14 protein-coding genes are annotated in these 21,233 nt (G+C 67.6%); 11 read left to right on the top strand and 3 right to left on the bottom strand.

All coding sequences use genetic code 11. From position 1 onward, the window contains the following. Positions 1 to 13: 13 nt before the first annotated feature. From ACIHAO_RS11445 to ACIHAO_RS11425, 5 genes are all read left to right on the top strand, one after another. On the top strand, positions 14 to 535 hold the full coding sequence (locus ACIHAO_RS11445; protein WP_396556868.1) for a hypothetical protein: 522 nt from the start codon (positions 14 to 16) through the stop codon (positions 533 to 535). An 84-nt stretch (positions 536 to 619) separates the two neighbouring features. Continuing rightward, entirely contained in the window at positions 620 to 1,618 is a 999-nt protein-coding gene (locus ACIHAO_RS11440) for a hypothetical protein (RefSeq protein WP_396557178.1), read from the top strand. Between the two features lie 992 nt (positions 1,619 to 2,610). Beyond that, complete coding sequence (locus tag ACIHAO_RS11435; RefSeq protein WP_125788804.1) at positions 2,611 to 6,111, top strand: DNA-directed RNA polymerase subunit beta; 3,501 nt, start codon at positions 2,611 to 2,613, stop codon at positions 6,109 to 6,111. An 89-nt stretch (positions 6,112 to 6,200) separates the two neighbouring features. Further along, the gene (locus ACIHAO_RS11430; protein WP_396556866.1) at positions 6,201 to 10,112 is read left to right on the top strand and encodes a DNA-directed RNA polymerase subunit beta'; all 3,912 of its coding nucleotides are present in this window, start codon (positions 6,201 to 6,203) and stop codon (positions 10,110 to 10,112) included. Between the two features lie 311 nt (positions 10,113 to 10,423). Beyond that, a complete protein-coding gene (locus ACIHAO_RS11425; RefSeq protein WP_396556864.1) occupies positions 10,424 to 12,040 on the top strand; it encodes a hypothetical protein in 1,617 nt (538 codons plus the stop codon). 98 nt (positions 12,041 to 12,138) lie between these two features. On the opposite strand, the gene ACIHAO_RS11420 is transcribed toward ACIHAO_RS11425, so the two are convergent. Next, complete coding sequence (locus ACIHAO_RS11420; RefSeq protein WP_396556862.1) at positions 12,139 to 12,681, bottom strand: M15 family metallopeptidase; 543 nt, start codon at positions 12,679 to 12,681, stop codon at positions 12,139 to 12,141. 562 nt (positions 12,682 to 13,243) lie between these two features. On the opposite strand from ACIHAO_RS11420, the gene ACIHAO_RS11415 reads away from it, so the two are divergent. From ACIHAO_RS11415 to ACIHAO_RS11390, 6 genes are all read left to right on the top strand, one after another. Beyond that, positions 13,244 to 15,043, top strand: coding sequence for a hypothetical protein (locus ACIHAO_RS11415; RefSeq protein ID WP_125789065.1), 1,800 nt, complete (start codon positions 13,244 to 13,246; stop codon positions 15,041 to 15,043). A gap of 81 nt (positions 15,044 to 15,124) precedes the next feature. Then, a complete protein-coding gene (locus tag ACIHAO_RS11410) occupies positions 15,125 to 16,885 on the top strand; it encodes a hypothetical protein (RefSeq protein ID WP_396556860.1) in 1,761 nt (586 codons plus the stop codon). Between the two features lie 46 nt (positions 16,886 to 16,931). Then, entirely contained in the window at positions 16,932 to 17,165 is a 234-nt protein-coding gene (locus ACIHAO_RS11405; protein WP_396556858.1) for a hypothetical protein, read from the top strand. Positions 17,166 to 17,191: 26 nt separating this feature from the next. Continuing rightward, positions 17,192 to 17,425 (top strand): hypothetical protein, encoded by a 234-nt coding sequence (locus tag ACIHAO_RS11400; RefSeq protein ID WP_396556856.1) that lies wholly within the window; start codon positions 17,192 to 17,194, stop codon positions 17,423 to 17,425. A 55-nt stretch (positions 17,426 to 17,480) separates the two neighbouring features. After that, complete coding sequence (locus ACIHAO_RS11395) at positions 17,481 to 17,972, top strand: MmpS family transport accessory protein (RefSeq protein WP_396556854.1); 492 nt, start codon at positions 17,481 to 17,483, stop codon at positions 17,970 to 17,972. A 135-nt stretch (positions 17,973 to 18,107) separates the two neighbouring features. Beyond that, positions 18,108 to 18,608 carry a GNAT family N-acetyltransferase gene (locus ACIHAO_RS11390; RefSeq protein WP_396556852.1) on the top strand — a complete coding sequence of 167 codons (501 nt, stop codon included), beginning with the start codon at positions 18,108 to 18,110 and terminating at the stop codon, positions 18,606 to 18,608. 4 nt (positions 18,609 to 18,612) lie between these two features. Here the strand turns inward: ACIHAO_RS11390 and ACIHAO_RS11385 are convergent, their stop codons facing one another. Together ACIHAO_RS11385 and ACIHAO_RS11380 are read right to left on the bottom strand one after the other, a co-directional pair. Next, positions 18,613 to 20,049 carry a hypothetical protein gene (locus tag ACIHAO_RS11385; RefSeq protein ID WP_396556850.1) on the bottom strand — a complete coding sequence of 479 codons (1,437 nt, stop codon included), beginning with the start codon at positions 20,047 to 20,049 and terminating at the stop codon, positions 18,613 to 18,615. Positions 20,050 to 20,058: 9 nt separating this feature from the next. After that, positions 20,059 to 21,222 carry a hypothetical protein gene (locus ACIHAO_RS11380; RefSeq protein WP_396556848.1) on the bottom strand — a complete coding sequence of 388 codons (1,164 nt, stop codon included), beginning with the start codon at positions 21,220 to 21,222 and terminating at the stop codon, positions 20,059 to 20,061. Positions 21,223 to 21,233 lie beyond the last annotated feature (11 nt).

The raw sequence follows: 21,233 nt of genomic DNA, 5'->3' as shown, positions 1-21,233 counted from the left end.
ACCCTGGAGCGTCATGAGTTCTTCTCGATCGCGGACCCTCGTCCTGGGGGCGGCGGCGTTCGCGCTGGCCGCCTTCATCGCCGCGGCGATCTTCGGTGTCATGTGGGCCGTGGCCGCGTCGGACGACAACGCCGACCTGGCGCGCTCGCGCGACGAAGTGGCCAAGGCCGGCGGCACCGCGATCAAGGCATACACCGAGGTCGACTTCGAGAACCTCGACGAGTTCTTCAACCGCCAGAAAGCCGTCTCCGACGACAAGATGGCGGAGCAGCTGAAGCAGCTGGAACCGACCTATCGCAAGGCACTCGGCGACGCGAAGACCAAGGTCGTGACCACCATCCAGGACATCGCGGTCGAGGAACTCGACGACCACGAAGGCAAGGCGAGCTTCCTCGCCGCCATCTCCACCCAGGTCACCCAGGGCGACAAGGCGAGCTCCAAGGCGCTGCGCCTGGAGGTCTCGATGACCCGGGTCGGCGATGAGTGGAAGCTGTCCGGGATCGACAACGTGCCCCTCGTCGCGGCCGGTCAGTAAGAGCGTCACCTAGAACGGAGCCTCGTAGTGCCCCCCTCCCGTCGCCAGCCCCCTCGCAGCACTCCGCCGGTGCGCCGCCCCCGGGTGGCCGGTCTGCGACGGCCAGCAGCGTCCCCTGCTCCCGCCTCTCCGGAAGGCTCTGCTTCAGAGGTCGAGGTCGAGGTCGACGAAACGCCGGCGCCTGCGCCGGCACCGGTCCGCCGCCCGTCGCCGCGGCCTGCGCCTAGGCCCGCACCTGAGCCTGAGCCCATGCCTGAGGCCGTTGAGGTGGCTGAGCCTGAAGTGGCTGAGCCTGAGGTGGCCGCTGTCGAGGCCCCTGAAGAGCCTGAAGCTTCCGAAGACGAGGTTGTCGCGAAGCCGAGCCCGCGTGCGAAGGTCCGCGCGGCCGCCCAGACGAAGCCTGACGACATCGAAGAGGCCGAGGCCGAGGCCGAGGTCGCTACCGAAGCCGATGAAGCGTCGGAGACTGAGGAGTCTTCGGAGTCCGCCGAGAGCGAGAAGAAGTCAGGCTCTCGTCAGCTGATTCTGGCGGGCGCGCTGGTCGTCGTCGGACTGCTGCTGGCCGCGACCGCCGTGCTGTTCAAGATCCAAGCCGACGAGGTGTCCAGCTCGACGAACAACACGGCGCTGCTGGACGTCGCGAAGACCGCGCAGGTCAAGGACCAGGTCGCGAAGGCGACCGAGGCGCTGTTCTCGTACGACTACAACAACATCGCGAAGACCGAGACCGCGGCCGGCGATCTGCTGGTCAACGACGAGGTGCGGGCGAAGTACAACCTGCTGATGGGCGAGGTCAAACGGCTGGCCCCGCAGCAGAAGATGGTCGTGACCTGCAAGGTCACCCGTAGCGCCGTCATCCGGCTGGAAGGCGACCGGGCCGACGTGATGGTGTTCGTCGACCAGAGCTCGACGCGGGCCGACACGAACAAGACCACCGCGGGAAGCGCGCAGCTGCACTTGAACGCGGAACTGCAGGGCGACAAGTGGAAGATCACGGCGATGAACACCTACGCCGCTCCGCCCAACCCGGCCGCTTCCTCGGCGCCCGCCTCACCCCCCGCCTCCCCGGCCCCGTCCAAGTAGCGCGTCGCGTTTAGCCCGCTAAACGCGATCCGCCGCCCCCGGCGCCCGCCTGTCCGTGAAGGCCTCCTTGAGGGACCCAGAGTCCCTCAAGGAGGCCTTCACGGCTTTCGGCCTGCGCCTCTCTGGAGCTACCTGCGGGTGGGTCGCCTTCCCTACCCTGAGAGTAGGGAAGGAGCCCCTCACGTCATGCCGGACTGAGCTCGGCCCGAGCCGAGGCAGACCCGCGCGTGAAGGCCCCCTTCCCTCGGCTCAGCCGAGGAGACTCGCCCTTCACCCCTCCCCGAGTACATGAAGAAGCGCCGCAGGTACCAAAGAGAAGGCTCCCCAGAGCCCGAATCGCCACTCACGCCCCCTCACCTCCGCCGCCGCCCGAGACGCGTCGCGTTTAGCCCCCTAAACGCGATCCTCGCGCCCTTCCTGTGCGCCGCACCAGCCGACCCACCGGCCACAACCGCCACACGCCCCGAAACGCCCTGAGGCGCGCCGAACCACCCCCGCCCCGACCCGGTGACCCTCCGAAACGCCGCCCGCGCGGGAACGCGTTTAGCCCGCTAAACGCAGGTCGACGCCCCAACGCCGTCACCTGCGTGTACCGGGCGGTAACCAAGATGATCGTCCTGTGAGGCACCCGTCGCGGAGCTTCTTCGACGCTGCGCCAACCGGCGGGACCACCGCGCGGCATCTTGACTCAGAGCCCCTGTGGGGTCACGCTTACTGGCAACGGTGAGAACCGGCGGTGCCCTTGCGGGAGGGACGGTCCGGGGAGGCCGAGGAGAGGCATACCTGAAGACGTTGCGAAGCAGGCTGGGCCCCATCGGGAGCGCCCCCTGGACAGACCGTGACGTTCGGGCTAGACTGCTTCTTTGCGCTGCCCTCTTTCAGGCTGCCCGGAGCCGGTAGTTAGGATAGTGGGCACACGGCACCCTTGACAGACCGCATCAGCTGTTGCTGACGCGGCTGCTCACCGCTCATTGTCCCCGGAAGGACGCATCTTGGCAGTCTCTCCCGCGAACCAGGCCACTGCTGCGACCACCTCGGCTGTATCTCGCTCGGAGTCCACGGGAATCCCGGGAGCCCCCAAGCGGGTCTCCTTCGCAAAGATTCGCGAGCCGCTCAGCACCCCGAACCTGCTCGACGTGCAGATCAGGTCCTTTGAATGGTTCACCGGCGACGAGGCGTGGTTCGAACGCCGCGTCGAAGAAGGTGAAGAAAACCCGGTCGGTGGCCTGGAAGAGGTCCTCAACGAGATCTCGCCGATCGAAGACTTCTCCGGATCCATGTCGCTGTCCTTCTCCGACCCGCGCTTCGACGAGGTCAAGGCCTCCGTCGAGGAGTGCAAGGACAAGGACATGACGTACGCGGCCCCGCTGTTCGTGACCGCCGAGTTCGTGAACAACAACACCGGCGAGATCAAGAGCCAGACGGTCTTCATGGGCGACTTCCCGGTGATGACCGACAAGGGCACCTTCGTCATCAACGGCACCGAGCGTGTCGTCGTGTCCCAGCTGGTCCGTTCGCCGGGTGTGTACTTCGACACCAGCGTCGACAAGACCACCGACAAGGACGTCTTCAACGTCCGCGTCATCCCGAGCCGGGGTGCCTGGCTCGAGTTCGACGTCGACAAGCGCGACACCGTCGGCGTCCGCATCGACCGCAAGCGCCGCCAGCCGGTGACCGTGCTGCTGAAGGCGCTGGGCTGGACCACCGAGGCGATCCGTGAGCGCTTCTCGTTCTCCGAGACGCTGCTCGCCACCCTCGAGAAGGACCACACCGCCGGCACCGACGAGGCCCTCCTCGACATCTACCGCAAGCTGCGCCCGGGCGAGCCCCCCACCAAGGAGAGCGCGCAGACGCTGCTGGAGAACCTGTTCTTCAAGCCGAAGCGCTACGACCTGGCCAAGGTCGGCCGGTACAAGGTCAACAAGAAGCTCGGCCTGACCACGCCGTACGACACCGGGACGCTGACCGAAGAGGACATCGTCTCGACGATCGAGTACCTGGTCCGCCTGCACGCGGGCGAGGACAAGGCGACCGTCGGCGACCAGGTCATCCCGGTCGAGACCGACGACATCGACCACTTCGGCAACCGTCGTCTCCGCACCGTCGGCGAGCTCATCCAGAACCAGATCCGCGTGGGTCTGTCCCGGATGGAGCGCGTCGTCCGCGAGCGGATGACGACCCAGGACGTCGAGGCGATCACGCCGCAGACCCTGATCAACATCCGTCCCGTCGTGGCGGCGATCAAGGAGTTCTTCGGTACTTCGCAGCTGTCGCAGTTCATGGACCAGAACAACCCGCTGTCGGGGCTGACGCACAAGCGTCGTCTGTCCGCCCTCGGCCCGGGTGGTCTGTCGCGTGAGCGCGCCGGCATGGAGGTCCGTGACGTCCACCCGTCGCACTACGGCCGCATGTGCCCGATCGAGACGCCGGAAGGCCCGAACATCGGCCTGATCGGTTCGCTCTGCTCGTACGCGCGGGTCAACCCGTTCGGTTTCATCGAGACCCCGTACCGCAAGGTCGTCGAGGGCCGCGTCACCGACCAGGTCGACTACCTCACCGCGGACGAGGAAGACCGCTTCGTGAAGGCGCAGGCGAACGCGCCGATCTCGGAAGACGGCACCTTCGTCGAGGATCGCGTCCTGGTCCGTAAGAAGGGCGGCGAGGTCGAGCTGATCGACCCGCTGGACGTGGACTACATGGACGTCTCGCCGCGGCAGATGGTCTCGGTCGCGACGGCGATGATCCCGTTCCTGGAGCACGACGACGCGAACCGCGCGCTGATGGGCGCGAACATGCAGCGTCAGGCCGTGCCGTTGCTCCGCAACCAGGCGCCGTACGTGGGCACCGGTGTGGAGCTGCGCGCCGCGGTGGACGCCGGTGACGTGCTCGTCGCCGAGCAGTCCGGTGTCGTCGAGGAGCTCTCGGCCGACCTGATCACGATCATGCACGACGACGGCACGCGGAAGAGCTACGGACTGTACAAGTTCCGCCGCTCGAACCACGGCACCTGCTTCAACCACCGCCCGATCGTCAACGAGGGTGACCGGGTCGAGCAGGGTCAGGTCATCGCCGACGGCCCGTCCACCGAGAACGGTGAGATGGCGCTCGGCAAGAACCTGCTCGTCGCGGTCATGCCGTGGGAGGGCCACAACTACGAGGACGCGATCATCCTCTCGGAGCGCCTGGTGCAGGACGACGTGCTCACGTCGATCCACATCGAGGAGCACGAGATCGACGCCCGCGACACCAAGCTGGGCGCCGAGGAGATCACGCGGGACATCCCGAACGTCTCCGAAGAGGTCCTGGCCGACCTCGACGAGCGCGGCATCATCCGCATCGGTGCCGAGGTCCGCGACGGCGACATCCTGGTCGGCAAGGTCACGCCCAAGGGTGAGACCGAGCTGACCCCGGAAGAGCGTCTGCTCCGCGCGATCTTCGGCGAGAAGGCCCGTGAGGTCCGCGACACCTCGCTGAAGGTGCCGCACGGCGAGACCGGCAAGGTCATCGGCATCCGCGTGTTCTCGCGCGAGGACGACGACGAGCTGCCCCCGGGCGTCAACGAACTGGTCCGCGTCTACGTGGCCCAGAAGCGGAAGATCCAGCCGGGCGACAAGCTCGCCGGCCGCCACGGGAACAAGGGTGTCATCGGCAAGATCCTCCCCGCCGAGGACATGCCGTTCATGGAGGACGGCACGCCCGTCGACATCATCCTGAACACCCACGGTGTCCCGCGTCGTATGAACATCGGCCAGGTCCTGGAGCTTCACCTGGGCTGGCTGGCTTCGCAGGGTTGGAAGATCGAAGGCAACCCGGACTGGGCGAAGAACCTCAACGAGGAGCTCTACGACGTCGACCCCGGCACGAACACCGCCACCCCGGTGTTCGACGGTGCCAAGGAAGACGAGCTGACCGGTCTGCTCGGCGCCACCAAGCCGAACCGCGACGGTGAGCGCATGGTCAAGCAGAACGGCAAGGCCACGCTGCTGGACGGCCGCTCCGGCGAGCCGTACCCGTACCCGGTCGCCGTCGGCTACATGTACATCCTGAAGCTGCACCACCTTGTCGACGACAAGATCCACGCCCGGTCCACCGGTCCGTACTCGATGATCACGCAGCAGCCGCTGGGTGGTAAGGCGCAGTTCGGTGGCCAGCGGTTCGGCGAGATGGAGTGCTGGGCGATGCAGGCGTACGGCGCCGCATACACCCTGCAGGAGCTCCTGACGATCAAGTCGGACGACGTGGTCGGCCGCGTCAAGGTGTACGAGGCCATCGTCAAGGGGGAGAACATCCCCGAGCCGGGTATCCCCGAGTCGTTCAAGGTGCTCCTGAAGGAGCTCCAGTCGCTCTGCCTCAACGTCGAGGTGCTGTCGAGCGACGGCGCCGCGATCGAGATGCGCGACTCCGACGACGAGGACCTCGAGCGCGCCGCGGCGAACCTCGGCATCAACCTGTCCCGCAACGAGTCGCCCTCGGTGGACGACGTCGTGCACTGACGGCTGTCCGAGGCGGGGCCTGCCTCCCGTGGGCCCCGCCTCGACCGCCAACCCCTCTAGTCGACTCAACCCCAAGGGGATGCAAAGACGTGCTGGACGTCAACTTCTTCGATGAGCTCCGCATCGGCCTCGCGACCGCAGACGACATCCGTCAGTGGTCCTTCGGTGAGGTCAAGAAGCCGGAGACCATCAACTACCGGACGCTCAAGCCCGAGAAGGACGGCCTCTTCTGCGAGAAGATCTTCGGCCCGACCCGGGACTGGGAGTGCTACTGCGGTAAGTACAAGCGGGTCCGCTTCAAGGGCATCATCTGCGAGCGCTGTGGCGTCGAGGTCACCCGCGCCAAGGTGCGCCGTGAGCGGATGGGCCACATCGAGCTGGCCGCCCCCGTCACCCATATCTGGTACTTCAAGGGTGTTCCCTCCCGCCTGGGCTACCTGCTGGACCTGGCGCCGAAGGACCTCGAGAAGATCATCTACTTCGCGGCCTACGTGATCACCGGTGTGAACACCGAGCTGCGGCACAACGACCTGCCGACCCTCGAGAACGAGATCGGCGTCGAGCGCAAGAACCTCGAGACCAAGCGTGACGCGGACATCGAGGCACGGGCGCAGAAGCTGGAAGCCGACCTGGCCGAGCTGGAGGCGGAGGGCGCCAAGTCCGACGTCCGCCGCAAGGTCAAGGAAGGCGGCGAGCGCGAGATGCGTCAGCTGCGTGACCGCGCCGGTCGCGAGCTGGACCGTCTCGAGGAGGTCTGGACGACCTTCACCAAGCTCGACGTCCGTCAGCTGATCGCCGACGAGCTGCTCTACCGCGAGCTCGTCGACCGCTACGGCGAGTACTTCACCGGCGGCATGGGCGCGGAGGCCATCCAGAAGCTGGCCACCGAGTTCGACGTCGCGGCCGAGGCCGACAACCTGCGCGACACCATCCGCAACGGCAAGGGGCAGAAGAAGCTCCGCGCGCTGAAGCGGCTCAAGGTCGTCGCGGCCTTCCAGGCCACCGGCAACGACCCGCGCGGCATGGTGCTCGACGCCGTCCCGGTGATCCCGCCGGACCTGCGCCCGATGGTCCAGCTCGACGGTGGCCGGTTCGCCACCTCCGACCTGAACGACCTCTACCGCCGGGTCATCAACCGGAACAACCGGTTGAAGCGGCTGATCGACCTCGGCGCGCCCGAGATCATCGTCAACAACGAGAAGCGGATGCTGCAGGAGGCCGTCGACGCGCTGTTCGACAACGGCCGCCGCGGCCGCCCGGTCACCGGTCCCGGTAACCGCCCGCTGAAGTCGCTGTCCGACCTGCTCAAGGGCAAGCAGGGCCGGTTCCGTCAGAACCTGCTCGGCAAGCGTGTCGACTACTCGGGCCGTTCGGTCATCATCGTCGGCCCGCAGCTGAAGCTGCACCAGTGCGGTCTGCCGAAGGACATGGCGCTCGAGCTGTTCAAGCCGTTCGTCATGAAGCGGCTGGTCGACCTGAACCACGCGCAGAACATCAAGTCCGCCAAGCGGATGGTGGAGCGCTCGCGGCCGCAGGTGTGGGACGTGCTCGAAGAGGTCATCACCGGCCACCCGGTGATGCTGAACCGTGCGCCGACCCTGCACCGTCTCGGTATCCAGGCCTTCGAGCCGCAGCTGGTCGAAGGCAAGGCCATCCAGCTGCACCCGCTGGTCTGTGAAGCGTTCAACGCGGACTTCGACGGTGACCAGATGGCCGTGCACCTCCCGCTTTCCGCGGAGGCGCAGGCCGAGGCCCGCATCCTGATGCTGTCGGCGAACAACATCCTTTCGCCGGCGTCGGGCCGCCCGCTCGCCATGCCGCGTCTGGACATGGTGACAGGTCTGTTCCACCTGACCCGCCTGAACGAAAAGGCCGACGGCGCGGGCTTCGCTTACTCCTCGCCTGCCGAAGCGATCATGGCGTACGACCGCAAGGCGCTGAGCCTGCACGCCCCGGTCAAGATCCGCATCACCGACCGTCAGCCCGCCAAGGCCGACGAAGCGGCGCTCGCGGAGAAGGGCTGGGAGCCGGGCAAGGCTTGGCTGGCCGAGACCACCCTGGGCCGCGTGCTGTTCAACGAGCTGCTCCCGGCGGACTACCCGTTCATCAACGAGCCGATGCCGAAGAAGCGTCAGGCCGCGATCGTGAACGACCTCGCCGAGCGCTACTCGATGACCCAGGTCGCGCAGACCCTGGACCGCCTGAAGGACGCCGGTTTCTACTGGGCGACCCGTTCGGGTGTCACGGTCGCGATCTCCGACGTCCTCGTCCCGACCGGCAAGAAGGCCATTCTGGACGAGTACGAAGGCAAGGCCGACCAGGTCGAGAAGCGGTACCAGCGTGGTCAGCTGTCGCACGCCGAGCGCAACAACGAGCTCGTCAAGGTGTGGACGCAGGCCACCGAAGAGGTCCACAAGATCATGGAGACGGCGCTGCCGGACGACAACCCGATCGCGATGATCGTGAAGTCGGGCGCGGCGGGCAACATGACGCAGGTCCGGTCGCTGGCCGGTATGCGTGGTCTGGTGTCGAACCCGAAGGGTGAGTACATCCCGCGTCCGATCAAGGCCAACTTCCGTGAAGGCCTGTCGGTGGCGGAGTACTTCATCGCGACGCACGGTGCCCGTAAGGGTCTGGCGGACACGGCGCTCCGTACCGCCGACTCGGGTTACCTGACCCGTCGTCTGGTGGACGTGTCGCAGGACGTCATCGTCCGCGAGGTCGACTGTGGCACCACCCGAGGCATCAACATGCCGATCGGTGAGGACATCGGCGACGGCAAGGTCCTCCGCGACCAGCACGTCGAGACCAGCGTGTACGCGCGGAACCTGGCGACCGACGCGGTCGACGCCAAGGGCAACGTCGTGCTCAACGCCGGTGACGACATCGGTGACCCGGCGATCGACAAGCTCATCTCGAGCGGGATCGCCAAGGTCAAGGTGCGTTCGGTGCTGACCTGCGAGTCGGCCGTCGGTATCTGCGCCACCTGCTACGGCCGTTCCATGGCGACCGGTCAGCTCGTCGACGTCGGCGAGGCCGTGGGTATCGTCGCGGCCCAGTCGATCGGTGAGCCGGGTACGCAGCTGACGATGCGTACGTTCCACCAGGGTGGTGTCGCCGGTGACGACATCACGACCGGTCTGCCCCGTGTCCAGGAGCTGTTCGAGGCCCGGGTCCCGAAGGGCAAGGCGCCGATCGCCGATGTCGATGGCCGTGTGCGCATCGAAGAGAGCGAGCGGTTCTGGAAGATCACGCTGATCCCGGACGACGGCAGCGAAGAGATCGTCTTCGACAAGTTGTCCAAGCGTCAGCGGCTCGCGAACACCCCGAACGGCCCGCTGGGCGACGGTGACCGCGTCAACGTCGGTCAGCAGCTGCTCGAAGGTACGCCGGACCCGCACGAGGTCCTGCGGGTCATGGGGCCGCGCGAGGCGCAGATGCACCTGGTGGACGAGGTCCAGAAGGTGTACCGGGCGCAGGGTGTGTCGATCCACGACAAGCACATCGAGGTCATCGTGCGGCAGATGCTGCGCCGCGTGACGATCATCGACTCCGGTGCCACGGACTTCCTGCCGGGCGAGCTGCCCGAGCGGACCAAGTTCGAGGCGAAGAACCGGGCGTCGGTCGCCGAAGGCGGCGAGCCCGCCTCGGGTCGCCCGGTGCTGATGGGGATCACGAAGGCCTCGCTGACCACGGACTCGTGGCTGTCGGCGGCCTCGTTCCAGGAGACCACGCGTGTCCTGACCGACGCGGCCATCAACGGCCGTTCGGACAAGCTCGTGGGCCTCAAGGAGAACGTGATCATCGGTAAGCTGATCCCGGCCGGTACCGGGATCAACAAGTACCGCAACATCCAGGTGCAGCCGACCGAGGAGGCGCGGGTCGCCGCTTACGCGATCCCGTCCTACGACGACGGCTACTACACGCCGGATGTCTTCGGCTCCACCCCGGGTGCCGCGGTTCCGCTGGACGACTACGACTTCGGCCGCGACTTCCGCTGACCGAAGCGCAATCCACGAGAATGGCCCTCGCCGATCCGGCGGGGGCCATTCCCGTTTCCGGGTGACTCGGTCACTCGAAACGACTTCTGACTCCAGGCGAATCCGGTTAAGGTGATCCGGTTATACGCGGTTCGGGGGCTCTGCGCATTTCCTGTTCGCAATCTGGGGTGACTTGTGTGAATAAATCTCCAAGTGGTAGATCCATCTCGCGTGCTCTCGCCACATTCGCCGCGGTAGCGGCACTGACCGGCGTATTCGCCACGCCCGCCGGAGCTGATCCGGAGCCTCCGGCCCCGACCTCCAGCGTGCCGGTGACGTCCGAAGCGCCGGCGACTTCTCCGGCTCCTGAACCCGGCGCGCCACCTGCCGAGAGTTCGCCGCCCGCGGCGCCGAAGCAGCAGGCTGAGCGAGCGGAAGTCGATGCCACGGTCGCTTTCGAAAAAGCGTCTTACAAGACCGACGAAGAGGTCCGATTCACCTTCAAGGTCAAGAACACCGGAAAAACCCGGGCGGTCGGTCTTCGGGTCAACCAGTTCTTCAGCGAGCCGGGTGCCCTGTCGATTCCCTATGAGCCGGGCTGGGGAGCGCTGGGTCGCGCGCCGGGCGTGAACCTTGAGCCGGGGCAGGCCACGGAGGTGACCGTCACCGGGCAGATCGGAGACCTCGACAAGGACACCGCGACCGTCCGGGGCTTTGTCTACGACCACACCGGCGTCAGCGCCGGCACGTTCGGCGAGTCCGTCTCCGTCACGAAGGTCATCGGCCGTGCGGCGGGTGTCGTATTCGGCGACAAGAACGGCGACGGCAAACTCGACGACGGCGAACAACTGGCCGATATCCCGCTCACGTTGCGGCACGCCATCGGTTCCCAGGAGTACAAGGCCACGAGTGGCGCCGACGGGAAGATCGATTTCGAGGACGTCCCGGCTGCCCAGTATTTCCTCGGCGGCGGCGACGCGATCAAGGGCTGGCTGTTCCCGTTCAAGGTCATCAAGATCGGCGCGGACACCAAGGACCTGTCCATCCGTGGTGTGCAGCCGTTGAACGGCGCACTCAAAGCGACGGTGGCCTTCACCAAGGAGAGCTACAAACCCGGTGAGCTCGCGCATGTCACCGTGAAGCTGTCGAATTCCGGCTCCATTCCGCTCGTCGGCATCGTGGCCGGGTGTAACCGTGCCGGAGTGGACTTCGCCCTGAAGAGCAGCGGTCCCGGTTGGGGCGAGCTCTCGTACTCCGCGGGTGGAGCGACGATCACGCCTGGTCAGACCCGCATCTTCGACGTGACCGAGAAGGTTCCGGACGCCGCACTGAACCATGGCCGGGTCGCGGTGGGTTGCGACTTCGGCTTCGCCGACGTCGGCATCGACGGCAACCCGGTCGCGAACGACGAAGCCGCGGTGCCGGGCGGGATCGCCACCCTCGCGGGCCAGGTGGTCCGCAACGCCGAACCGGGCAAGCCTCTGGAGGGCCTCGCCGGCGTCAAGCTCGTACTCACCTCCGACGGTGACTGTCCGACCATCGCCGAGACGACGACCGACGCGGAGGGGCACTTCAAGATCGCCAACGTGGTGCCGGGGCCGAAGTACCGCCTGTTCTACGCGCCCCCGAAGGGTTGGCGGATCAAGTACGACAACCCGGTCTCGATCTACGTCGTCGGCCCGGCGGACAACCCTTCCCGCCTGCACGTCGTAGCGGAGAAGGGCGAGGAACCGCCGCTCACCATGCCGACCCGGCGTCCTGGCTGTGACGCTTCCGGGACCACCACGCCCGCTCCCGGCACACCGGGTCAGCAGGGTTCCGGCGGTGGAACGGGTCTGGCCAGCACCGGTGCCGACGTACTCGGCCTCGGCGCACTCGCCCTGGCCACCCTGGTACTCGGCGCGGGTCTGGTCTTCACCTCCCGCCGCCGTCGCCGCCAGGCCGACTGACGTGCGTTTAGCCCGCTAATCGCGATCTGCCACCTGCCCGCGCCCGGTCCCGCCGGATCGCGTTTAGCCCGCTAAACGCGACCCGGCGGGACTTGCGTTCAGCGGGCAAAACGCGCTCCGGCGCCGCGGCGAGGGCGACTTGCGTTTAGCCCCCTAATCGCGATCCGGCAGGGCGGAAGCGCAGTCAGCGAGGATCGGGAGACGGGGAAGTCGAAGTAGGTGTCCGGGAACCGGTCCGGCGCGAAGCAGGGCACGAGCGTCTCGCCCGGTCGATAGGGGAACTGCGGCCGGGGCGGCAGGTCAACGAGCGTCAGGTCCACCGTGCTCCCGCGGCTGTGCCCGGACCTCTCCGCGATGTACTCCGCCTTCATCTTCTCGTCCGAGAGGTTCTTGGCCCATCGGCCGAAGTGGTCGACGGCGCGCTGCGGCCGGTAGCAGTCGTACACCTTGAGCGTGTAGCCCTGCCGCAGCAGTCGCCGCTGGGCCACCCGCAATCCCTCAGCGGCCTGCCTGGTCAGGAGGCACAGCGGCTGCACGTATCCGTCGATCTTCCGGCCGACGAAGTCGTGCTGTCCGTCTGAACGTCTTCGGCATGGCCCTGTCCTCCCGCGCCAGCGTGGCCAGAGTTCCCGGGATTGCATAACGAAAACGTAACGAGACAGTGGTCGCCGGATTCGGGTTACTGGTCCGTTGTGACCTGCCGTAGTACCGCCAGGTGGCCTAATTCCCAGTGCTCGGAAAACCGCCACCCGTTCGGCCCAATGGTCCATCCGCATCGTGGGAAATTCACTCGGCCGTGGCGTGTCCCATTCTTTGATCACGAGATTGACACTCTGACGGCTTCACACGAGTATTTCGCCCATGCAATCCCCAGTCGCCTTGGTGTGGCGCCGGCACGTTGATCTGCGGCAGCAGGCAAGCGCGCTGTGTATGGATTCCTGACCTATTCCGGGTTTGTCGCGCCGTACTGAATCAGCGTATCCGACACGGATGCGTCCGTTCCTCGTGCGCTGACGCTTTCCACTGTGCCGCAACGGTTCCCTGTGTGAGCCTGCGGTTGATTGCTTTCCCTTTGATTCGCGCCGGTGCCGCCTGCGCGGAATAGGGGAGAGATGTGCCGAATGTCCGGCGCTTCGGTAGCGAAAACAGGGAGAAAGAATGCTATCCAACTCGCCAAAGTGGCGAAAAGTGGTGATCGGCGCCATGGCGGCGGCCCTGGCCGTGGGCACGGTGACCTACACCGGCTCCACGACCAGTGCCTACGCCGACGTCCAGGTCGTCAAGGACGCGAAGAAGGCGGCCGACGGCAAGGAGTACTGGGTCCAGAACCACCTGGTGTCCAAGGACATCGCGGCGTCCCGGAGTGCGGACGGCAAGCGCAAGAAGTGGCTGCTGGTCTGGGCTGGTGACGAGAACATCGCCGACACCCTGGTCAAGGACGTCAAGAACCTGCCGGGTTCGCTCGGCGGGGGCCTGAACAAGATCAAGAACGCGTTGCCCGGTCCGGACTTCCTCGCCGTGATCGACGCGACGCAGGGTTCGCCGACCTACGGCAAGGTCGTCAACACCGCCACCGTCGGACCGCTCGTCGAGAACGAGCCGCACCACATGCAATACGTGTGGCACAAGGGAGACACGATCTACGCCGGTGCGCTGTTCGCCGCCGCGACGTATGCCTTCGACGTCTCCGCGTTGCCGCAACTGAAGCTCAAGGGCGTCAGCCTCCCGACCCAGACCCTCGGCGGTTCCGTGCCCGACGCGTACTGGGTGCTCAAGGACGGCACCGCGTACGGCACGTACATGGGTGGCCCGGTCGTTCCCGGCCCGCACACCTACGCCAACGGTTCCACGGTGGTGGGCAACGGTTTCGCCGGCAGCCCCGGCGAGGTCGTCCGCTTCGACCAGAACGCGCAGGTGCTTTCCGAGTCCCCCGCGGCCACCCCGCAGGGCGACAACAAGAAGCTGTGCGACAACCTCCCGCAGCTGGACAAGCCGACCTGCGCCAACCCGCACGGCATCCAGGCCCGTGAGGACCTCGACACCTTGGTCACCAGTGACTATGCCGAGCCGCGCAACATCATCCTCGACCCGGTGAAGCAGCCGTCGCCGTATCTGCGGCGGCCGACCGTTCGCACCTGGGACATCTCCGACCGCAACAAGCCGAAGCTCAAGGCGGTCTCGTATCTGCCGGACGGCCCTCGCGCCGATCCCGCGGACCCGTTGCACGCCGAAAGCCGCGCGGTCATGGAGACCACGGTGACGAACCTGCCCGGTCACAAGGGCGCGTTCGCCCAGACCATGCAGGGCGGCGCGGTGTTCTACACGCCGGACATCACCGCCAAGGAGCCGCACTGGATCCAGGTGTTCGACGACGGCGCGGCGAACAAGGCGATCCACCCGAACAACGACTCCAACGGTGGCGGCTCGAACGGTGGCTGGATCCAGACCAGCCCCGACGACAAGTACCTCTACCGCGCGATCACCGGCCGTCAGAAGGGCGCGCTCGGTCCCGACGACCCCGGCACCACCGGCGGCGTCTACGTCCTCGACATCAGGAAACTCGTCGCCGCGGGCGACAAGGTCGAGAACATCAAGGGCCGGATCGACACGAAGGAGAAGTCACAGCAGGGCGGTGGCGGCGACCTGCCGACCGTCGTCGGCGCGGCGCCGATCAACCCTGGCACGTCCGGCGGTGGCCCGCACTGGGGCGCGTACGACAACTTCGTGCTCGGCGAAGACGGGTACTACCACGAAACCGACAAGCCGCGGCATCTCGCGGTGTCGAACTACTTCGTCGCACGGTCCGGTTTGGACGGTGACCACAAGGTCAACCTGTTGAACCTCGGCGAAGACGGGAAGGTCGGCGTCGACCAGAACTTCCGGGACGAGTTCACCGGACAGGTCGGGATCAACTTCAACCGAAAGACCTGGCCGCACGGGTCCTTCGGCAACGCCAAACCGCACTCCGAACTGTTCGTCGTGGCGGACGCGGATCTCAAGTAACCCTGTTCGGCGCGGAAGGCCGTGGGTGGCGGGCGCACCCCGCCACCCACGGCTCCGCCGATCTGCTCGGAGAAGGCCCCCATGGATCACCACGTCATACCGGCGAGCTCGGGTTCGGCCGGAGTCGACATCGCGCTGGTCGTGCTTCGGCTCGGCCTCCTGCTGGCGACCGCTTTCCTCGCCGGCACGGGAATCCTTCGCCCGCTCGTGGGCGAGCTGCCCCGGCGCCTCCACCTCACCATCGCCGGACTGGGCGGGGTTTCCGCCGCGCTGGCCGCGATCTCCGCCTTCGCGACCGACGTCAACGTCATCGCGCTGATCGTGCATCTCGTGCTCGCGCTGGCGATTCCCGTCCTGATCCGATGGCCGTCGGCAGGCCGCTGGGCCTCCCTCGCGCTCGCCGCGCTGGTGGTGCTCGAAACCTCGCTCGGGCGGACGGGCGTCGAATTCGCCATCGACACCGTCTACGTCGCCGCGGCTGCCCTGTGGTTCGGCGTCACCGTTCTGTCCGTCTGGGTGCCCGCCGGGCAGTGGCGTCAGACGAACTTCCGGCTCGGCCCGCTTTCGCTGACCCTGGGCGGACTGCTCGTCGTCGCGGGCGCGGTCCAGCTGTTCTCCTCCGGTCTGGGGTTCGACCGCCGGATCTACGGCACGCTCTTCGGCCTCACGCTGCTCGTGATCGCTTTGCTGCCGCTCGTCGCCACCGTGGCCGCGGGATTCTTCTTCACAGGAACCGATTCGACGCGGGCTTACCGGTTCGGCGCGGCCGCCGTGGCCGTCGGTTTCCTTGCCTGGAGCGCCCTCGCGGCCATTCCCAAGCCGCCCGAATCGCCGATTCCCGGTGTCGCGCTGCTCGCGGACGCCGCCATCGGCGACCAGCGGTTCCCGGTACTCGTGAGCCCGCAGCGGCCCGGCAAGAACCTCGTCCACTTTCCCACCAGCGCGGGAGAAGACCTGTCCGCCGGGATCGAAGGCGGCCTGATCGGCAAGGCCATCGTGCGCCCCGGAGCCGAAGGCACCTGGGCCGAGATCGACCTGCCGAAGGGCCGCAGCGACCTGATCATCAGCCGTGGCGGGGAGAAGACGACCATCGAGGTCGACGCGGGCGACGAACAGGGGCACCCCATCGCCGACACGGACGCGCCCGAGTGTGCTTCGGCCGCGCTGGGCGGCCTGATCGCCGACCGCCGCGACGTTCTCACCTCCTGCCCCGCCGACGCGCTTTCGAGTGAGGACAGCGGTTCTCTCGTCAAACTCGTCGAGTTCCTCGCCGAACGCAAGCCTTCCGCGCTCACCCTTGTCGAGGACACCTCCCCGCGCAGTGTGGCCGCCGCGAAACTGGTCCGCGAGACCGCGGCGCGCTCCGGACTCGCGGTGCAGGCCGAGGCGGGCGCGAACACCGCGCTGGTCGTCGTGTCCGGCTGGGCGGGCGGCTACACGGCGATGACCCGCGCGGCCGAGTCCCAGCGGCTCAAGCCGACCCACCAGTACGGCCTGTACCTGGCGCCCTGGCTGCTCAACGGGCCGATCGTCAACTCCGTCGCGAGTTCCTCGCTGCCGCTGAGGTTCGACCCGCGCGAACAGGTCGCCGTGAGCTTCGCTGTCGCCGCGAGCAACGCCTTCGGCGGCGAAAGCCCCACGCTCGGCGGCTTCCGGAACTGGCTCGGCGACCAGTGGAGGTCGATGAACGGCGACGTCCAGATCTTCGCGGCCGCACAGGTCAACGCCATGCCGATGTACCCGGGCGAACCGCACGCCGTCGGGATGATCGCCGACCGGAACTACGCGGGGCAGTGGATCCCCGACGGCACGATCGTGCCGGTCAGCTCGGTTCTGCGGTGAAGGATTCCGCTCGATCCAGCAGCGGTGAAAGGAAAAGGGAGAAGAGATGAAGCGAATCGCGGCCCGTGTGCTGCTGCCGCTCGCCATCGCGGGCGCGCTGTCCGGACTCGCCGGCGGGGCCGCCTCGGCCGGCCCGCTGCCGGGACTGCCGACCGGTGGCGGCGGCCCGGCGCTCTGGCTGATCCCCGGCGTCGACCTCGGCGGACTGCTCGGCCCGACCGCCCCCGTGCCGACCGACATCCTCGCCCCAATCTACGGGATCATCACGCCGATTTCGTAAAACCGTTACCAGCAAAGGAGAATCTCATGAAGAAGACCTTCGTCCGCGCGGTCACCGGTGCCGCGCTCGCCGGTCTCGTCGTGCTCGGCTCGGCCGCTCCGGCGCTCGCCGCGCAGGACGCCCCGAACGATGTCGTGGTCGTCGACGAACCCGACACGAGCGACCTCCACAACATCTGGACGTTCGCGCCGCTCGGCGTCCCGGTGCTCGGCCTCGTCCAGTCCCTCAACGGTGTCCCCGGCCGGCTGCTGCCGTCCTGACTTCCGCGGCGGCGCGGCTCGCGGGCCGCGCCGCCGCTTTCGGTGAGGAGAACCGATGGCCGACAGACAACTGATCGGGCGCATCGCCATCGCGGGGATCGTGGTGGCCGCGCTCTCGACCTGTGTGGTGCTGCTCAACGGTGGTGAAGAGCCGCAGGCCGAGACCGTGGCCGTCGTCGGCGAGCCGACCGGCGCCGCACCGTCGCGGGAGCCGGACCGCACGATCACGCGGACGCTCAGCCAGTCACAGCCGCGGCCGGTGTCGAACGACTGGCGGATCGCCTACGAGCTCGCCGGGACGGGGACCGCGACCGTGGTCTACGACTCGAACGGGCTGGGGCTCGTGCATCAGGAGACGCAGGTGACGCTGCCGTGGCGCAAGGAGCTCACCTGGAAGAACACCGGCACCCCGCCGACCGTCCAGCTGATGGGGCAGGGCGAGGGCGCGGTCGAATGCCGGGTGGCCGTCGGCGGTGCCGTGGTCACGTCGGAGAAGTCCGCTCCCGGCGAGGTCGCGACCTGCGCCGGCCGCCTCGCCCCCTCCTGACCACCGTGTCGACTTTAGCCCCCTGATCGCGATCCGGGTCCGGGCGCGCTCTCCGGCCCCCGTGTCGACTTTAGCCCCCTAATCGCGATCCGGTGGCGCGCGAAATTCGCTGGCCGGGGTAGGCAGAATGTAGCCATGACCTGGAGCTTCGAAGTCACCCCCGTCGATCACCCGGACGCCGCCCAGCTGCTGCGTGAGTACCTCGACGAGATCGCGTCCCGCTACAACGGGCGCCAGGTCACCGAGGAGGAGCTCGACGCCCTGCTCGAGGAGCACCACAGCCGGAACCTGATCCCGCCGACCGGCGCCTTCCTGCTGGCTTGGCGCGACGGGGTGCTCGCCGGTTGCGCGGGGCTGCGGGTCGCCGCGCCGGACATCACCGAGCTCACCCGCGTCTTCCTGCGGAAGTCCGAACGCGGCAAGGGCGGCGCGGCGCTGCTCGTGGCCGCCGCCGAGGACGTCGCCAGGGGACTCGGCGCCAAGACCATCCGCCTCGACACGCGCGACGACCTCGTCGAGGCGAGGGCCCTGTACGCCCGCCTCGGCTACGAGACGGTCGAGCCCTTCAACAACGAGCCTTTCGCACATCACTACTTCGCGAAGTCCCTGGCCCAGACGGTGCCGGATCGCGTTTAGCCCGCTAAAGGCGACGCGGCCGCGGGGTGAAGGTCGCCTTGCCGAGGAGGGCACCGGCGAGGACGGGGGCCAGTCCGATCAGCAGCAGGATGACGCCGGTGTCCTTGCCTTCGATCAGCGGATGCCACCACAGCGGGGTCACGGCGATGTCGACGACGTCACCCCGCTCCGGGAACGTCCCGAACGACATCCATCGCAGGTCCTTGACCTCGTGCGTCTCGCCGTCGAGTTCGTAGGTGCCGTCCACGAGGTTGCCGTTGCCGCAGCTGGTGCAGTTCGACGTGCCCGCCTCCGCGCGCAGGGTCGCGGTCACGGTGAGCCGCGCCTCGGGGGCGAGCCCGGTCAGCGCGGTCAGCGAATTCACCGCGAGAGCCAGCCCCGGCAGCACCAGCGCGAGCGCGACGACCGTGCGCGCCACCAGTGAAAGCGACGACAGCGGCTGACGGCCCGCCGCCTCCCGGCGCCGGTTGAGCGGGCCGCGGAGCCCGGCGAGCGGGCCTCGCCGTCCGCCGAGCCATCCGGCGTCGCTGGTGTCGGAAGCCGCTGTGACAGCGCGGAAATCCGCGTCTTCCCAGTCCACTGTGGACGCCAGTATGGCCAGCCGCCGGGAGTCGGCGAACATCATCTCTTCGGTCAGCGTCCCGGCTTCGGAGGTCCACAGCGAGCCGGCGTGGAAGGCGACTTCGCGGACCCGGAACCACGAGTCGCTTTCCAGCAGTGCGCGAACGCCGGGGGAGAGCAGTGTCTCGGCGAACTTCGGATCGGACGTCGTCACGGTGAACCGGCGGTCGAACTCCGTGCCGGTCTCGAACCGCTGGAGCAGCGCGTCCGGCTTCGGTGCCCCGATGGTGTTCCGCGTGATGCGCGCGTCCTCCAACGGCGTGAACCGCTCCGGCTCGAAGGCGCCCGTGACCGGGGTGATGACGACCGACGGCACCTCAGGCGTCCGAAGCTGGATCAGGGCGTATGTCCCATCGATCAGGTCAGCTGTCCTGGCGAGGTCCGGGAAGTCCGCCGAGCCGCCGAGCCCGTACTCGACGCCGAGCAGCCGATGCCCGTTGTGCTCGAATTCGACGGCCGTCGCCACCGACTCGGGAGAGGCGTGGGTGACGGCGATCCCGCGCTGGGGGAGCACGCCGAAGCTCGGCTCACCGGTCCCGTCGAGCCTGCCGGTCCACGTCCGCTGCCGATGCCCCCGCCACGCCGCCGAAGCCGCGATCACCACCGGGAAGGCGAACCAGAGCCAGCCGGGCACCGCGCTGCCGGACCCCGCCGAGAGCCAGTACAGCGACGTTTCGGAGACGAGGATCCCGCAGAGCGCGTAGCTGACGGCCGCCGCCGTGGGCCGACGGCCGTCGAAGCGCCCGCCGAGCAGCAACAGCCCCAGGGCCAGGGTGTACCCACCGGCGATGAGCCACGGCCCGGCCAGCTGATCGTCCATCGGGCGACCCTACTGGTCCATGTCGAGGTTCTCGCGGGTCTCCTCTTCGCTGTGGCGACCGCCGGTGCGGCCGTATTCCTGCCCGGTCGTGGTGGCCCTGGTGTTGTCGATGGCCTTGTTCGCGAAGTCGAAGGCCGCCTTGCCCTGGTACGCCGATCCCTTCGACAGATCGGTGGGATTGACCCCGACCACCTGCTTGATCGCCTGGTTCGGCACACTCTTGAGGACGTCCTTCGCGGCGTCGCCGAACGTGCCGAGCTGGGTTCCGGAGTCCTTGGCGAACGCGCCGACGATCGCCTTCTCCTGGCCGGGGGTCATCCCGACCTTGCCCGCCTTCGTCAGCTTCGAACCCTGTTTGACCAGGTCGTCCGTCCACTTGAGCAGGAAGCCCATGAACTTGTCGAGCAGCTTGCCGAGTTTGCCGAGGTGCTTGGTGATCTTGCCCATCGCGCTCGCGGCCTTGGCGATCGTCGCGGTCATCGCGGCGGCCACCGACGAGCCGAGGCTGACGACGGACGCGGCCAGCGCGGGCAGCCAGATGTAGATCGCCCAGGTGACCAGCTCGGAGATGATCGATTTGACGACCTCTTCGATGACGGTCATCACCATCGACCACATCTGCAGCGTCTCGGCCACCGTCCCGGCGCTGTTGCCGATGCCCTTGATGCCGACGGCGAAGTCGCCGAGCGCGTTCCGGGCCGCGTCGCCCGCGTCGCCCACCCAGTCCTTCAGTGACTCGTCGCCGGTCTTGACGAAGTCGTCGGCCAGCGTGACGAAGCCCTTGGCGATGTTGCCGAAGTTGCCGGCCGCGGTCTTGAGCGCCGGACCGTCGCCCGTGACGAAGTGCAGCGCGTCCTGCAGCGGCTGGATCAGCTCGATCAGGATGTTCAGGCCGTTGCTGACCAGCCAGCCGACCGGGTCGAGCACGAAGCTCGCGAGGTCCGCGCCCGCCCCCGCGATGAACCCGGCGCCGTCCTGGATCAGCTGCCCGCCCGCGGCCACGACGTCGCCGGGGCCCTGCGCGGCGCCGAACTTCTCGTAGGCGTTGGCGACGGTGGTGACGCCCTTGCCCGCGATCGGCACCTTCTTCGCCGCGTCGAGCGCGTTCTTGCCGAAGCTGTCGTCACCCGTGATCTTGACGCCGCCGGCGATACTCGCCTTCTCGTCGGTCATGCCGTCCCCCA

Source organism: Amycolatopsis sp. NPDC052450 (assembly GCF_044547565.1).
GTDB lineage: Bacteria > Actinomycetota > Actinomycetes > Mycobacteriales > Pseudonocardiaceae > Amycolatopsis.
This window is presented reverse-complemented; position numbering and strand designations above follow the sequence as displayed.